This is a genomic window from Nocardia lijiangensis NBRC 108240 (genome assembly GCF_001613045.1).
GTDB classification, from domain to species: Bacteria; Actinomycetota; Actinomycetes; order Mycobacteriales; family Mycobacteriaceae; genus Nocardia; species Nocardia lijiangensis.
Genome location: NZ_BDBP01000069.1, coordinates 44,133 through 59,105, shown reverse-complemented (window position 1 = coordinate 59,105; position 14,973 = coordinate 44,133). Strand labels below are relative to the sequence as shown.

Here is a 14,973-nt window from a genome sequence, read left to right as displayed (position 1 = left end):
GCCTGCGGCAGCGCGGCAACGGCTGCGACCTCGGCGCCCGCCGTGCCCGGTGCGGGATCCGGCGTCTGCTTGCCCGGCGAACCGGGGAACAACGGCGCACCCGGGTTGCGGGTCGGATCGGCGAACAGCGCGACGGCCGCGACGCGGTCGGCGGGCACCACCCCGCGACCCTGTCCGACCTCCTGGGCGAAAACCGAGGCGACATGCGCGCCCTGGGAATAGCCGACGATCGCGAGTCGCGTGTCGGCGCACCGCTGGGCCACCTGGGCAGCCATGTCCCGCAGTCGCGTCAAGCCGCCTTGCACCGACTCCACATAGGGGGCAGGTCCACCGTTGACGAAGCCGCCGAAGCCGGATTCGTATGGCACGTAAGCACGATCGACCAGACCGGACTGAGGAGCCTTGGCCAGCAACGGAAGAAAGACCGTCGAGAGCATGCCGGTGTCGGTGGTGGGCGCGGCGTCCGGGGAGGACTCCCCCGTGCCCTGAACGCCCAACGCGTACAGCGCGGGACAGTCGTCGATGGCCAGATCGGTCGAGGGTGCTGCGGAATTCGACGGATCGGCAAGCGCAGGGCTTGCCGTCGCGGCGGCGACGGCAACGGTGGTAGCGACCACCAGCCCCGAGAGTCTTGCCGTGTAATCAGTCATAGCGATCCGCAATCAATCCCGTGTTGCCGCAGTTACCCTCAACGCCATGAAACGCAATAGACCGTAACAGATTCCGGCTATTACTGCGGCACCAGCGAAAACTTTTCGCAAAACGCCGAAGCATACCCCACTAGCATCGGCGTGGCACGGAACTTCGCACGATAAGTTTCCGACGGCCCCCGCGAGACCGTTACCGGCGGGCGACAATTGGGCTCGGCAAGGGCGAGGGAACCGCCCCGCCGCACGGCGAACGTTTCGAGGTCGTCAGCAAACCGTCTGGGCGGCAAGGCGATTCGCCGGCACGGCGAACGAATCGATCAGGCAGCCGAGGTCACGCGGTAGACGTCGTAGACGCCCTCCACGTTGCGGACCACGTTCAGCAAGTGGCCCAAGTGCTTCGGATCGCCCATCTCGAAGGTGAACTTGCTGATCGCCACCCGGTCACCGTGCGTGGCCACCGAGGCGGACAGGATGTTGACCTTCTCGTCCGCGAGCACCTTCGTGACATCCGACAGCAACCGGGTGCGGTCCAGCGCCTCGATCTGGATGGCGACCAGGAAGACCGAGGAGGGCGAGGGCGCCCACTCCACGTCGATGATCCGCTCGGCCTGCTCGCGCAGCGAACCGGCGTTGGTGCAGTCGGTCCGGTGCACGCTCACCGCGCCGCCGCGGGTCACGAAGCCCATGATCTCGTCGCCCGGCACCGGGGTGCAGCACTTGGCCAGCTTGGCCACGGTGCCCGGCGCGCCGGGAATCAGCACGCCCGCGTCGCCGGTGACGCGCTGGCGGCTCGGCGTGGTGGACGGCGTCGAGCGCTCGGCGAGCTCGTTCTCCACATCGCCGATGCCGCCGAGCTGGGCCATCAGCCGCTGCACGACATGGTGCGCGGAGACCTGGTGCTCACCGACCGCGGTGTAGAGGGTGGAGATGTCGGTGTAGTGCAGTTCGTGCGCGACCGCGGTCATCGCGTCCACGCTCATCAGCCGCTGCAGCGGCAGCCCGACGCGACGGACCTCCTTGGAGATCTGCTCCTTGCCGCTTTCCAGGGCCTCCTCGCGGCGTTCCTTGGCGAACCACTGCCGGATCTTGGCCTTGGCGCGCGGGGAGACGACGAAGTTCTGCCAGTCCCTGCTCGGTCCGGCGTTCTGCGCCTTGGAGGTGAAAACCTCGACCACTTCACCGTTTTCGAGCTGACGCTCCAGCGCGACGAGCCGCCCGTTGACGCGCGCGCCGATGCAGCGGTGCCCGACCTCGGTGTGCACCGCGTACGCGAAATCGACCGGGGTCGACTTCTGCGGCAGCGTGATCACATCGCCCTTCGGGGTGAACACGAAGATCTCGGGCGACTTCAGGTCGAAGCGCAGCGACTCCAGGAACTCCGCGGGATCGGCGGCCTCGCGCTGCCAGTCGAGCAGCTGACGCATCCACGCCATGTCGTCGACCTCGGCGGCGTCACCGGAGTGCTTGCCGCGGGTCTCCTTGTAGCGCCAGTGCGCGGCGATGCCGAATTCCGCGGTGCGATGCATGTCCTGGGTGCGGATCTGCACCTCCAGCGGCTTGCCGTCCGGGCCGACCACGGTGGTGTGCAGCGACTGGTAGACGCCGTAGCGCGGCTGGGCGATGTAGTCCTTGAACCGGCCCGCCATCGGCTGCCACAGCGAGTGCACCACGCCGACCGCCGCGTAGCAGTCACGGACCTCGTCGCACAGGATGCGGATGCCGACCAGGTCGTGGATGTCGTCGAAGTCCTTACCCTTGACGATCATCTTCTGGTAGATCGACCAGTAGTGCTTGGGTCTGCCCTCGACGATCGCGTTGATGCGCGAGGCGGCGAGGGTGTTGACGATCTCCGCGCGCACCTTCGCCAGATAGGTGTCGCGCGAGGGCGCGCGGTCGGCGACCAGGCGCACGATCTCGTCGTACTTCTTGGGATGCAGGATCGCGAAGGCGAGGTCCTCCAGCTCCCACTTCACCGTGGCCATGCCGAGGCGGTGGGCCAGCGGCGCGATGACCTCGAGCGTTTCCTTGGCCTTCTTCGCCTGCTTCTCCGGCGGCAGGAAACGCATGGTGCGCATGTTGTGCAGGCGGTCGGCCACCTTGATCACCAGCACGCGCGGGTCGCGTGCCATGGCGATGATCATCTTGCGGATCGTCTCGGCCTCGGCGGCCGCGCCGAGGTTGACCTTGTCCAGTTTGGTGACGCCGTCCACCAGGTGCGCGACCTCGGCGCCGAAATCGGCGGTCAGCTGCTCCAGCGAGTAGCCGGTGTCCTCGACGGTGTCGTGCAGCAGGGCCGCGACCAGCGTCGTGGTATCCATGCCGAGTTCGGCCAGGATGTTGGCGACGGCCAGCGGGTGGGTGATGTACGGGTCGCCCGACTTGCGGAACTGGTGCGCGTGGCGTTCGTCGGCGACGTCGAAGGCCCGCTGCAGCAGGGTGAGGTTCGCCTTCGGGTACAGCTCGCGGTGCACCGTCGCGAGGGGTTCGAGCACCGGCTTGACGGCGGCGATGCCGCGCTGACCGGTCATCCGGCGGGCCAGCCGCGCACGCACTCGCCGCGAGGCGGAGGTGGGGACGGCGGCGGTGCCCGGCTGTCGCTGGGGCGTCTCTCGCTGCGGCGCGCTCGACTGCCGCTGGGGTACATCGTTGGGTGTCGGCCGGGTGGGCGACGGGTTCGCGGCGGCGGGCGCCGCACCGTTCGACTGTGGGGCAGACGCCGCCGATTGCTCGACATTCGCCTCGCCCAGATGCTGAGTCATGCCACCACCTCTCCACGCCGCGGTCGGACCACCCTATCCGACCGCTGCAACCGCCCAGACCACAACTTTAGTCCCCACCCCGGCGCATAGTCGGATCCGCAGATGCCGAGACCGGAACCTGTCCGGTTTCGGACGCTGCGATCGGACTTTCCGACCCGATCGCAGCACCCGGCCGGCCGAATCGCCCAAACCCAACCCGCCCGGGGCACAACGAATTTGCCACCGTCCTCGGGGCGCGAAGCGGACCGCCCCCATCCTCGAGGCGCGAAGCGGACCGCCCCCATCACCGGGGCGCGGAGCGGACCGTCACCTGCCACCTCACCGGGGCGCGAAGCGGACCGCCCCCATCCTCGGGGCGCGGAGCGGACCGTCACCCACCGTCATCGGGGCGCGGAGCGGACCGCACCTCACCGGGGCGCGGAGCGGACCGTCCCTCACCGGGGCGCGAAGCGGACCGCACGCATCACCGGGGCGCGAAGCGGACCGCACGCATCGAACCGCCGTCGAGGCCGCGCGGGATCGGGACGCCGAGCAGATCGAGGGCGGTCGGGGTGATGTCGACGAGGGCGTAGTGGGCGTCGGTCACCCCGGGGTCGAAGCCGGGGCCGCGGGCGATGACGAAGGTGGCGGTCTCGTCGCGGGTCTGGCCGCCGTGGCCGCCCTTGGGGAGGTGGCCGTGGTCGGTGGTGACGAGCACGGTCCAGCGTTCGCCCGCGCGCGCGTCCACCGCCGCGACGATCCGGCCGACCTCGCGGTCCACCCGGGTGGTGGCGTCCAGGTAGGCCCGCGAGGCCGCGCCGTGCCGGTGGCCTGCGAAGTCCACCTGGTCGAGGTGGACGAACAGGAAGTCGGGGGCGTCGCCGGTGAGGGCGGCGATCGCCGCGTCGGCGGTGGCGGCGTCGGTCTTCGCCTCGTCCGGGTCGTCCGGCACGGGCGCGGTGGTGACGATCCGGCCCGCGGGCGGCGTGCCGCTGCCCGCGATGGTGGCGATCTTCGACCAGGTCGCGACGGCGGCCGTGCGGCGGCCCGCGCGCTCGAGCAGGGTGAACACCGTGGGGTATCGGTCGAACGGCGCGGCGTCGAAGTCGTTGTGGGTGATGCCGTGTTTGCGGTCCCAGACGCCGGTGAGGGCCGTCGCCCAGGAGGGGCCGGACAGGCTGATGTGCGGCACGAGCGAGGTCTGAGACAGGGTGCCCGCCGCGACCAGCCGCAACAGGTTCGGCGCACGGACCTCGCGGATCTTGTTGTACATCGCGCCGTCGAGGCCGATCACGAGGACCTTGGCGCCGGCGGGAGCGGCGGTGGCGGTGTATGCGCCGGGGACCAGGGAGGCCGCCACGAGAGTCGTGGCGCGCAATAGCGACCGTCTCCGCATACCGTGACGATGACGGCTCGCCCACTCCCCCTGCCAGCCTCTTCCCGGTCTGTTCATCGAGCTTTCATCGCTCGACTCGGTGCCGGTCGCCTCCCTGAACTCCCGCCGAACGGCGCCCGACCGGTAGGTTCCGCGGCATGATGGTCGCCCGGTCCCTGCTGCTGTTCGCCTTGGCCGCGCTCGCCGAGATCGGCGGCGCCTGGCTGGTGTGGCAGGGCTGGCGCGAGCACCGCGGCGTGCTCTGGATCGCGGCGGGCGTCCTCGCGCTCGGCGCCTACGGATTCGTGGCCACCTTCCAGCCCGATCCGCACTTCGGCCGCATCCTGGCCGCCTACGGCGGCGTCTTCGTCGCGGGCTCGCTCGCCTGGGGCATGGTCGTCGACAAGTTCCGCCCCGACCGCTGGGACTACCTCGGCGCGGCCATCTGCCTGATCGGCGTCGCGGTGATCATGTACGCCCCACGCACCTGACCACCTCTCACGCGGCCGCGAAATGCGTTGCCAGCCGCGCGCAGAGCGCGGCGAGCCCGGCCTCGTCGAGCGTGGGAGCCTGTCCATTCCTGCGCCCGAACCAGGGCACTTCATCGGGCGTGCCCCCCACGTCGCCACCCTACGGCGGGTAAGCCGTTCGGGCGCAGTTCTATTCGGCGATATCTGGCTCCGGCGAGGTGAACGCCCAGACGGCGGCGGGGCGGCCGGTGGACTTGGTGCGGCGGCGTTCGGCGGTGCGTTCCAGGCCGGGGAGGGCGGAGAGGGTGCGGTTGAGGTTGGCCGGGTCGGGGCGGGTGCCGAGCAGGGAGGTGCTGAGGTCGACGGCGCGGGTGGCGGGGAATTCGGCGCCGAGCAGGGCGCGGGTGAAGACGCCGTCTTTCCAGAGCAGCCGGGCCAGTACGGCGCGCGACGCCTCGACGATGCGGTTGTGGTCGAACGCCAGCGCGGGTGTCCGGTCGAAGGGGACCCACCGGGCCGGGCCTTCGTGCACGCCGACCACCGCCCACATGGCGATGGACAGGGTGGGGCCGCGCGGGTCGCGATGCGGTTCGTCGAAGGTGACGAGCTGGCCGACCGCGCCGATCGCGGCCTCGGGGACGCCGAGTTTGGTGTGCACCGCGCGGCGCGCGGCCGCGACGAGGCGCTCGCCGCGGCCGAGCAGCACGCCCGGCAGCGCGAGTTCGCCGGTGAACGGTTCGTGGCCGCGCGGCGCGATTCCGATCGTGACCCCGGCGTCCTCGGGCCAGAACCGGAGCGTCACCACATCGACCGACACAACGGATTGCTCCACGCCGAACCATCCTGCCCTCAGGCGGCGGCCGCCGCCCGGTGCGGGGTTCGGTGCGCGCGGGCAGGCCCGTCCGCGCTGAGGACGACCGGCGCGCCGAGCGTCCGCTCGAACCAGGACAGCCGGTCGCCGGGGAGCTCGGTGAGGATCGGCTCCGCGGTGGCGAGCAGCCGCGTGAGCAGGCGCTGGTGGTCGAGGTCGCGCCACGGCCCGAGCGGGAGTTCCCGGACGACACCGGCGCGCGTGCGGTAACCCGTTGCGGCCCGGCCGGTTCCCGCCGCGTCGAGGTGGTTCACCACGAGTCCGTCGATACCGCCGCACGCCGCGACGGCGTAGCGCAGCAGCACCGCGTCGAGGTGGCCGAGGCGGAACGCGCCCTGGTACTCCCCGAAGACGTTGTGCGGTTCCGGGATAGCGAGTCCCGGGTCCGCGGTCGGCAGCGGGCCCGCGCCGTGCCTGGTCTGATAGGTGCGAGTGACGCCGAGGGTGCGGCCGGTGTGGCCGATGCCCGCGAGCATGGCGCGCGCGTTGCGCGGCTCGACGGTGGACCAGGTGGTGTGCGGGTGGAATCCGCGCCACTCGTCGAGCAGCACGCCCTGCGCGCCCTCGAAGACGAGGCGGCCGCGCCGGGCCGCCCGCGCGAGGTAGCCGCCGTCCACGATGCGCACCGCGGCCGCGAACTCGCGGTACATGTCGACCAGGTCGTCGATCGGCTCGTAGCGGTGCGGCGCGATCAACGGCGCGTAGTGGGCGGCCAGCGCGCGCAACTTGGCGCGCAGGGCCGCGGGGTCACGGCAGTCGGCGACCGTCGGCGCGTCGTGTTCGAGTGCGTACCAGGCGGTTTCGCCGATGCCGCGCCCGCAGGACCCGTGCCGCGCCGCGCCGCGGGCGTCCTCGCGGGCACGGTTGGCGGCGATGTGGATCGGCGTGGTCAGCAGCGCCCGGCCCTCGATACGCAACAGCGACAGCGGATCCCGGACGCCGAGCATGGCCAACCGCCGCGCCTCCCCCGCCAGGGCGATCGGTTCGACCAGCATGTGCCGCGACAGCAGGGTCGGTACGCCGGAGAACGTGCCGGACCCGAACTGCGCGAACGTGTGGTGCCGCCCGTCGGCGACGACGTTGTGCGCGGCCTGCGCGCCGCCGTTGAAGCGGACGACGGCCGATACGTCCAGACCCGCCTCCGGCGAGCACAGCCAGTCCACCGTCGCGCCCTTCCCCGCGTCGCCGAAGCCGAGGTCGACGACGATCAGATGCGAGCCGATCATCCTGTTCCGCCTCCCTGTGCGCCGAGGCTGAGTCGCCGCCTCGGAACTCCCAGAACCTGTGCGCATTCCCGAACGCGCCGCACCGACCCCGCGACGATGCGGCGCACCCGCGTTCAGTGCGACCCGCCCGGCAGCGCACGCATCGCGGAGCGGTCGTGCGCACCCAGCGCCTTGCCGACCGAATCCACTTCCGTCCCCGACCCGACGTCGCGCAGATCCGCCAGACCCGTGTCGATGTCGACCCGCCCCTCCGCGAGCCCGATGGTGAGCGCGATGAGTTCGCACACCGCGGCGGGGTCGTCGTAGTAGCTGGACTGGTTCGGCAGGATGTAGTGCATGTGCCACTTCTCGGCGAGTTCGCGATAGATCGAGTCGACCGCGATATCGCTGCGCACGTGGTCGCCGATGACCGCGCGGATGTGCCGCGAGGCCAGTCGCGGCTTGTTCAGCTCATCGCCGATGAAGAACAGGTACCCGCGCTTGCGCCGCTTCTCCCACGCGTCGGTGACGATGTGGGTGGCCATGAAGTACGCGGCCAGCTCGTAGCTCTCGGATTTCTGCCCGCCACCGCCGCCCTCCAGCAGGATGTTGCGCAGCTGCTCGTCCATCCGGTTGTCGGATTCGAACTGCCCGATCTGCAGCGGCACCCGATCGGTGTCGGCGTCGCCGACCGCGCCGAACAAAATCTGCGGATCCTCCGCGTACTTCTTGCGCTGCAGCAATCCGTGCAGCTTGCCGAGCTTGTCCTGCATGATGATCGGTACCTGCCCCATCGAGCCGGTCACGTCGAACAACACCGCGATGGGCAGCGAGTTCCCGTGCTCGTCGGAGTCCCGGCATTCCCGCGCGCCGACGCCCAGCGGGTCGAGCGCCGGGTGCGCGCGCCAGCTCGTGTACGGCTGCGCGCGCATCTCGGCGGTGTAGCCGAAGTCGTCGATCCCCCGGCTGGCGCGATAGGTCTTGGCCGCCCGGTAGGCGGTGTCGTCCCAGTGTCCGTATCCCATGTCGCCGCTCCTCTCGTGATGAGTTTTAGTGTATTGGACCAAAACAAATCCAGTCAAGGGCGCTGACCCGATCCGGGCCCCTCGGCGTGTTAATACCCAAGGCACGCAGCGCGATTCAGGCTTAGGCGGCACGTCGCCTATTGCATGCCATAGCGACGCTGGCCGTTCACCCTCCGGATGGACCATCGCGGAACGGGAAATTCGGACTCGCCGGATGCGCGGTGCGGAGCTCCCCGGAAGTGCGGTGTCATCAGGGGAAAAACCGCCGAGGCCGGTGCTCGCTAAGGCGGTGCGCGTCATGGGGGGAGCCGACAAGGTTGTCGGCTGCCAGGCAGCGGTACAGGGGCAAGTGTGCCGCAACGCATTTCAGGGAGTGGAGCACCGATGGGGAGACGAGAGAAGCCGATCGATATCCGGTCGGGCCCGGTAGCCGCGTTCGCGGGAGATCTGCGCAAGCTGCGAGCCGCGGCAGGCAATCCGTCCTACCGGCAGCTGGCGAGCGTAGCCCTCTACTCTCCCTCGGTGCTGTCGGACGCCGCGGGCGGTCATCGGCTCCCGACGCTGCCGGTGGCGCTGGCGTTCGCGCGCGCCTGCGGCGGCGACCCCGCGGAATGGGAGCGTCGCTGGCGCGAGGCGCGCGGGGACGGCGCGCCGACCGAGCCCTTGCCGATCGTGGTGGACGAGGCATCCGATGCCGGACCGCCCCGTCCCGTCCAGCTTCCCATCGGCCCGCACGATTTCGTGGGCCGCGTAGCGGAATTCGACGGCACCCGCGCGGCGACGGCCGGCATCGCGGATTCGCGGGTCCCGGTGGTGGTGCGCGGGTCGGTCGGCGTCGGCAAGACCGCGTTCGCGCTCCGTTTCGCGCACCGGCTCGCCGAACAGTTCCCCGACGGGCAGCTGTTCGCCGACATGGCCGTCCGCCGCGGCGACGAAGCCGCTCCGCTCGAGGTCATGGCCGGTTTCCTGCGCGCGCTCGGCGTGCCGCCCGAGCAGGTGCCCGCCGACGACATGCACCGCATCGGGCTGTACCGCTCGATGCTCGCCGAGCGGCGGGTCATCGTGCTGCTCGACAACGTCCGCGACGAACCGCAGGTCCGTCCGCTGCTGGCGCGCTCGCTGAACAGCCAGATCGTGGTGACCAGCCGCTCGCGGCTGCTCGGTCTGGACGGGGTGCGTCGGATCACGCTGGGCCCGCTCGCGCAGGCCGAGTCGGTCGATCTGCTGCGCCTGCTCATCGGCGGCGACCGGGTCGGCGCCGAGCCCGCTGCGGCGGTCCGCATCGCCGAGTTCTGTGGACATCTGCCGCTGGCGCTCACCATCGCGGGCCGCAAGATCGCCGCCCAGCCCGGGCGGCGGCTTTCGGAGATCGCGGCGCGCCTCGGCGAGGGAGTGAACGTGTCGAACTGGCTGCGGATCGGCGACGTGAGCCTGGCCGACGCGGTGCTGCCCGCTTACCTGTCGCGTCCGCCGCTGGCCAAGCACGTGCTGCACATGCTGGCGGGCGGTGCGGACGAGGTGACGCCCGCGGACTTGGCGCGCTCCCTGCACATCTCGATCGAGTCGGCCGAGTACGCGATGGACAGCCTCATCGACGGCGGTCTGCTGCACCGGGTTCCGGAACCGGAGCGCTATGTGATGTCGCCGCTGTTCGGCCAGCTCGTCGCCCAGGAAGCCGACCGGTTCGCGCTGCGCCGCCGGGCCGACGAGCTCGACGCCGACCCGCTACGCGCGGCCATCGGTTTCGAGGGCGGTTTCGCACGCTGAACCGCTCGCGTTGTCCGGCTTTGACGTTCGTTTGTCCGCGGTGGTCGTGAGCAGCGTGGACGTGGCCGGATCCGGGGTTAGGTTCGTCGAACAGATCAGGATCAACGACTCAGGAGGAGCCGACGTGGCGGACGACATCCAGCAGAGCCGGGCGAACGCGTTTCGAGACCTGCACGCGGCAGGCACATTCGTGCTGCCCAACGCCTGGGACCCGATCAGTGCCGCGGTGATCGCGGAGGCGGGCGCCCAGGTGATCGCGACCACCAGCGCGGCCGTGGCCTGGGCGCTGGGCCGCACCGACGGCCAGCAGCTGACCAGGGACGAGGTCGTCGCCCAGGTGGGTCGCATCGTCGCCGCCGTGGACGTGCCGGTCACCGCCGACGTGGAGGACGGCTACGGCCCCGCGCCGGAGGATGTCGCGGCTACCGTCGCCGCCGTGATCGGCGTCGGTGCGGTCGGGGTCAACCTGGAGGACTCCACCGCGCCGGGCGGACCGCTGTTCGACCGCGCCGCGCAGCGCGATCGGCTGCGCGCCGCCCGCACCGCGGCTGCCGAGGCGGGCCTGCCCGAACTGGTGATCAACGCGCGCACCGACGTGTACCTGTTCGGCATCGGCGCACCCGAGGACCGCTTCGACGAGGTGCTGGCCCGGGCCGTCGACTACGCCGAGGCAGGCGCGGACAGCCTGTTCGTCCCCTGCCTGCTCGACGTGCCGACGCTCACCGATCTGGCGGGCAAGTCGCCGCTTCCGGTGAACGTGATGACCGGACCTGGCGCGCCCAGCGTGCCGGAACTGGCCGCCGCCGGTGTGCGCCGGATCAGCCTCGGCCCCGCGCTGGCCCAGGCCGCCTACGGGCAGGCCGCGGCCGCCGCCCGCGAACTCCTGGACACCGGCACCTACGGCGCGCTCGCGGGCGCGCTGGACTTCGGCGCCGTCGAAGCGCTGCTGCGCTGAGCCGTCTGGGCACCAAGGACTCACGATGAACGCAATCAGAACCGACTCCCGCACCGGCGTCTTCGCCGCGCTGCGCCAGACCCCGCGCCCGGTCGTCTATCTGCTCATCGGCGTGCTGGTGAACCAGCTCGGCGCCTTCGTGCAGACCTTCCTCGTGCTCTATCTGACGCATCGCGAATTCAGCATCGGCCAAGCCGGTCTCGCGCTCACCGCCTACAGCGCGGGGGCGGTCTTCGGGACCATGCTCGGCGGCGAGCTCACCCACCGGCTCGGCCCGCGATCGACCATCATCGCCGCGATGACCGGATCGGCCGCACTGCTCGCGGTGATCCCGCTGCTGGCCGCACCGGGCAGGTTCGCCGTGCTGCTCGTCGCGGTGGGCGCGGCGGGTCTGGTCACCCAGTCCTACCGGCCCGCCGCGGCGCTGCTGCTCGGCGACCTGATGCCGGAAGAGCATCGGGTGATGGGCTTTTCGATGATGCGCATCGCGCTCAACGCGGGCGCGGCGCTGGCGCCGCTGGTCGCCGCGGCGGTGATCCTGATCGACTGGAACCTGCTGCTCTGGCTGGACGCCGCGACCGCCCTCACCTACGCGGTGCTGGCGCTGCTGCTCCTGCCGAACGTGTCCGCGGTGCAGGACGCGCCGGAGCCGGCGCCGGGCAAGCGCACCGGCTACGGCGTGATCCTGCGCGACCGGCGCTACCACCTGTTCCTGGCTTCGGTGCTGGTCGGTTCGATCATCTACGTGCAGTACACCGTCGCACTGCCGCTGAACATCACCGCCGATGGTCGTTCCACCGGCCTGTACAGCGCGGTGCTGGTCACGGCGTCGGTGGTGCTGATTCTGTGCGAACTGAAGATCACCTCGTACGTCAAGCATCTGCGGCCGCCGCTGGTCGGCGCCGTGGGTACGGCGATCATGGGACTCGGCGTCGCCGGGTACTCCTTCGCCGGGCAGGGCGCCGCGCCGATCCTGCTGGCGACGGTGGTGTTCGTGCTCGGCGTGATGATCAACGGCCCCACCATGTTCGCCTACCCGTCCAGCTTCCCCGCCGCGGTGAAGGCCCGCTACATCGGCACCCATCAGGCCACCTTCGGCTTGGGCATGGCGCTGGGCCCGACGCTGGGTGTCCTCGCGTGGGACCGCCTCGGCGCCGGAATCTGGCCGCTGTGCGGCGTGCTCGGACTCTTCGCCGCCTGGTGCGCCTACGCCGGGATGCGCGAGGACGACGACGGGGACGTGAGCCCAGCGGACGACGCCGAGACATCAACGGCGACAACCGATATCGAAGAGTCGACCGCGGATTCCGACACTCCGGCGGCGCTCGCCGAATCCAGCACGCCGGTACCGATTCACAACACCGGCGCCCCCGCGCCTGCCGCGAAAACCAGCACCGGGGCGTGAGCTCCGGACTCCGCCGAGGCATCCGCCGATCACCGCCACGATCGGCGGATGCTTCGCGTTCACGCCAGGTTTCCCCGCGGTCGCGAGGATCTCGCATCGCCGCGCGACGACACCGCCCGCTGCGTTAGCCTCGGGACCCGCAGGTCGCACGACATCCCCTGCCGAACAGGCACTTTCGTACGAGACGAAGGCATCCATGAACCTGACATCCCACCTTCCCGCCGGTCGCCGCGCGTATGTCGAGGGCAGGCTGCGCAGCAATCTCATCGCGTGGCTCACGACGGTCCGCCCGGACGGCAGGCCCGACAGCGTGCCGGTCTGGTTCCTGCTGCGCGAGGACGAGACGATCCTGGTCTACAGCCAGCCGGGCAAGCAGAAGCTGCGCAATGTGGCGGCCAACCCGAATGTGAGCCTCGGCCTGGACGTCACCGACATCGGCCGCGACATCGTGCGCCTGGAAGGCACCGCCGAGCTCGCCCCCGACCTGCCGCCCGCGGACCGGGAGCCGCACTACGCGGCGAAGTACGCCGAACGCATCGGCGCGATGTTCGGCGCCCCGGCGGAGTTCGCCGCGATGTTCTCCGCGGCCCTGGTCATCACGCCGCGGCGGCTGTACAGCAGCGGCTCGGTGAGCGCACTGGACTAGCGGCGAATTCCGTTCCGGCACAGCGAAAGGCGGCGGCGTTTCACACGCCGCCGCCTTTGTCGTGTCCGGCGCGGTCAGTCCACCTTTACCGCGAACAGGTCCAGTTGCAGCAGCTGCGAGACGGCGACGTCTCTGGTCCGGTTCGACCAGCCGGACTGCACCTTCTGGAACCACAGCGGGATCGCGGGCATGTCCTGCAGGATCCGCCGCTCGGCCCGCTGGTAGAGCACCCACCCCTCGCGCTCGGTCGGCGCGGCGTCCGCGCTCGCCAGCAGCGCGTCGACCTCCGGGCTGGAGTACGCCGTGCCGTTCACCGCGGCGCCGGTGCGGTAGATCGGGTTGAGGAAGTTCTCGATGGAGGGATAGTCGGCGACCCAGCCGGAGCGGAAGATCGTCGACATGCGGCGGTCGTTGATCAACGTCCGGAATTCGCCGAACGTGGGCACCGGCGCGTACCGGCACTCCCGGCCGAGGGCTTTGCCAATTGTCGCGCAGGCCGCGTCCATCCACACCTGATTGGCCGAGTCGTCGTTCGAGGTCAGTTCGATCGGCCCCGCGAAGCCGGTCGATTCGAACAGCTCGCGCGCGCGTTCGGGGTGGTACCCGCACAGTTGCCCGCACTGTCCTGCGACGTGACCGGGCACCGCGGACGGCACCAGTCCGTCGGCCAGGATCTTGTCGCCGTCGAAGGCCGTGTCCACCACGTACTTCCGGTCGATGGCCATCGAAATCGCCTGCCGCAAGCGCGGATCCGCGTATCGGGGGTCGTAGAGCGGGAACGACACGGATTGCACGCCCAGATAGGTGTGCGACAGATTCCGTCCGGACAACTCGGATTTGTACCGGCCGCCCGCGAGCGCGTCGGCGGGCACGAAGTCGAGGTAATCCAGTTTGTTCGCGACCACGTCGGCGTAGGCGTCCTCTAGCGCCTTGTAGAACCGGAATTCGACGCCCTCGATGTGCGGCTTGCGGGCGCCGCCGTAGGCGTCGTACCGGCGCACGACGATGTTCTCGCCCGGTGTGTGCGAGACGAACCGGAAGGGTCCGTTGCCGACGGGGTGCGTCTCGAACGCGGCCCGGTCGGCGAAGAAGCCGGCGGGCAGCGGGAAGAACGCGGCGTAGCCGAGCTGGGTCGGGAAGGCGGAGAACGGGGCCGCCAGGGTGACCTCGAACCTGCGGTCGTCGATGATCCGCAGTCCCGAGAACTGCCGCGCCGAGCCGTCTTGCAGCGCCTCGTAGCCCTGGATGTGCGACAGGTAGGTCGCGCCCTGCAGTTTGTTCGGCCCGTAGGCGGTGTAGTTCCAGGCATCCACGAAACTCTCAGCGGTGACCGGTGTTCCGTCGTGGAAGGTCCAGCCCGGCGCGAGAGTGATGGCGTAGACGCGCGAGTCGGCGGTGGCGATGGATTCGGCCACCGCGTTGCGGGGTTCGGCGGTGGCCGTGTCGTATTCGACGAGCCCGGTGAACAGCGCGTTCACGATCTTGACGCTGTCGCGTTCGGTGGCGTCGCCGGGGATCAGCGGGTTCTCCGGTTCGGTTCCGTTGTAGCTGATGACGCCCCGGTCGGGAGCGTTCGCGCGCGGCGAACTGTCGCAGGCGACGGTGAGCAGCGCGGCGGACGCGAGAACGGTGATCCCCGCGGCGGCGCGGAGCGCTAGTGATCTGGTCGAGATGCTCATCTGGCCAGCTCAGCAGAGCTCGGAATTGATCGGCGGTGCTGCGCCGGAAGAACATTCAATCGACTGTCAGGGCGCTCGGAGCGGCCGAACGGCCGCCGTTTCGACAGGTTGTCGTGCAGATCGGCACGCGGGTTTCGGTCAACGCGCGCAGCGCATTCACTGGATCGGAGCAAGTGGTAACCATCGA

12 protein-coding genes are annotated in these 14,973 nt (G+C 70.3%); 5 read left to right on the top strand and 7 right to left on the bottom strand.

Translation table 11 applies throughout. From position 1 onward, the window contains the following. From NL1_RS24460 to NL1_RS24450, 3 genes are all read right to left on the bottom strand, one after another. On the bottom strand, window positions 1-650 hold a 650-nt coding region (locus tag NL1_RS24460), incomplete at its 3' end, for a cutinase family protein (protein ID WP_156095022.1). 317 nt (window positions 651-967) lie between these two features. After that, on the bottom strand, window positions 968-3,409 hold the full coding sequence (locus tag NL1_RS24455) for a RelA/SpoT family protein (RefSeq protein ID WP_067843772.1): 2,442 nt from the start codon (window positions 3,407-3,409) through the stop codon (window positions 968-970). A 463-nt stretch (window positions 3,410-3,872) separates the two neighbouring features. Continuing rightward, window positions 3,873-4,784, bottom strand: a complete 912-nt coding sequence (locus tag NL1_RS24450; protein ID WP_084510913.1) for an alkaline phosphatase family protein — start codon at window positions 4,782-4,784, stop codon at window positions 3,873-3,875. 137 nt (window positions 4,785-4,921) lie between these two features. On the opposite strand from NL1_RS24450, the gene NL1_RS24445 reads away from it, so the two are divergent. Continuing rightward, on the top strand, window positions 4,922-5,254 hold the full coding sequence (locus NL1_RS24445; protein ID WP_067843762.1) for a YnfA family protein: 333 nt from the start codon (window positions 4,922-4,924) through the stop codon (window positions 5,252-5,254). A 169-nt stretch (window positions 5,255-5,423) separates the two neighbouring features. Here the strand turns inward: NL1_RS24445 and NL1_RS24440 are convergent, their stop codons facing one another. The 3 genes from NL1_RS24440 to NL1_RS24430 form a co-directional block, all read right to left on the bottom strand. Then, on the bottom strand, window positions 5,424-6,065 hold the full coding sequence (locus NL1_RS24440; RefSeq protein ID WP_067843756.1) for an NUDIX hydrolase: 642 nt from the start codon (window positions 6,063-6,065) through the stop codon (window positions 5,424-5,426). Window positions 6,066-6,082: 17 nt separating this feature from the next. Beyond that, the gene (locus NL1_RS24435) at window positions 6,083-7,330 is read right to left on the bottom strand and encodes an adenylosuccinate synthetase (RefSeq protein WP_067843753.1); all 1,248 of its coding nucleotides are present in this window, start codon (window positions 7,328-7,330) and stop codon (window positions 6,083-6,085) included. Between the two features lie 113 nt (window positions 7,331-7,443). Then, the gene (locus NL1_RS24430; RefSeq protein ID WP_067843750.1) at window positions 7,444-8,334 is read right to left on the bottom strand and encodes a hypothetical protein; all 891 of its coding nucleotides are present in this window, start codon (window positions 8,332-8,334) and stop codon (window positions 7,444-7,446) included. Between the two features lie 384 nt (window positions 8,335-8,718). Between NL1_RS24430 and NL1_RS24425 the strand changes: the two genes are divergently transcribed. From NL1_RS24425 to NL1_RS24410, 4 genes are all read left to right on the top strand, one after another. Next, window positions 8,719-10,101, top strand: coding sequence for a helix-turn-helix domain-containing protein (locus NL1_RS24425; protein ID WP_067843747.1), 1,383 nt, complete (start codon window positions 8,719-8,721; stop codon window positions 10,099-10,101). A gap of 124 nt (window positions 10,102-10,225) precedes the next feature. Further along, window positions 10,226-11,056 carry an isocitrate lyase/PEP mutase family protein gene (locus NL1_RS24420; RefSeq protein ID WP_067843803.1) on the top strand — a complete coding sequence of 277 codons (831 nt, stop codon included), beginning with the start codon at window positions 10,226-10,228 and terminating at the stop codon, window positions 11,054-11,056. A gap of 25 nt (window positions 11,057-11,081) precedes the next feature. Continuing rightward, entirely contained in the window at window positions 11,082-12,461 is a 1,380-nt protein-coding gene (locus NL1_RS24415) for an MFS transporter (RefSeq protein ID WP_067843744.1), read from the top strand. Between the two features lie 196 nt (window positions 12,462-12,657). After that, on the top strand, window positions 12,658-13,107 hold the full coding sequence (locus NL1_RS24410; RefSeq protein ID WP_067843740.1) for a TIGR03667 family PPOX class F420-dependent oxidoreductase: 450 nt from the start codon (window positions 12,658-12,660) through the stop codon (window positions 13,105-13,107). A gap of 74 nt (window positions 13,108-13,181) precedes the next feature. Here the strand turns inward: NL1_RS24410 and NL1_RS24405 are convergent, their stop codons facing one another. After that, a complete protein-coding gene (locus NL1_RS24405) occupies window positions 13,182-14,786 on the bottom strand; it encodes a peptide ABC transporter substrate-binding protein (RefSeq protein ID WP_084510912.1) in 1,605 nt (534 codons plus the stop codon). Window positions 14,787-14,973 lie beyond the last annotated feature (187 nt).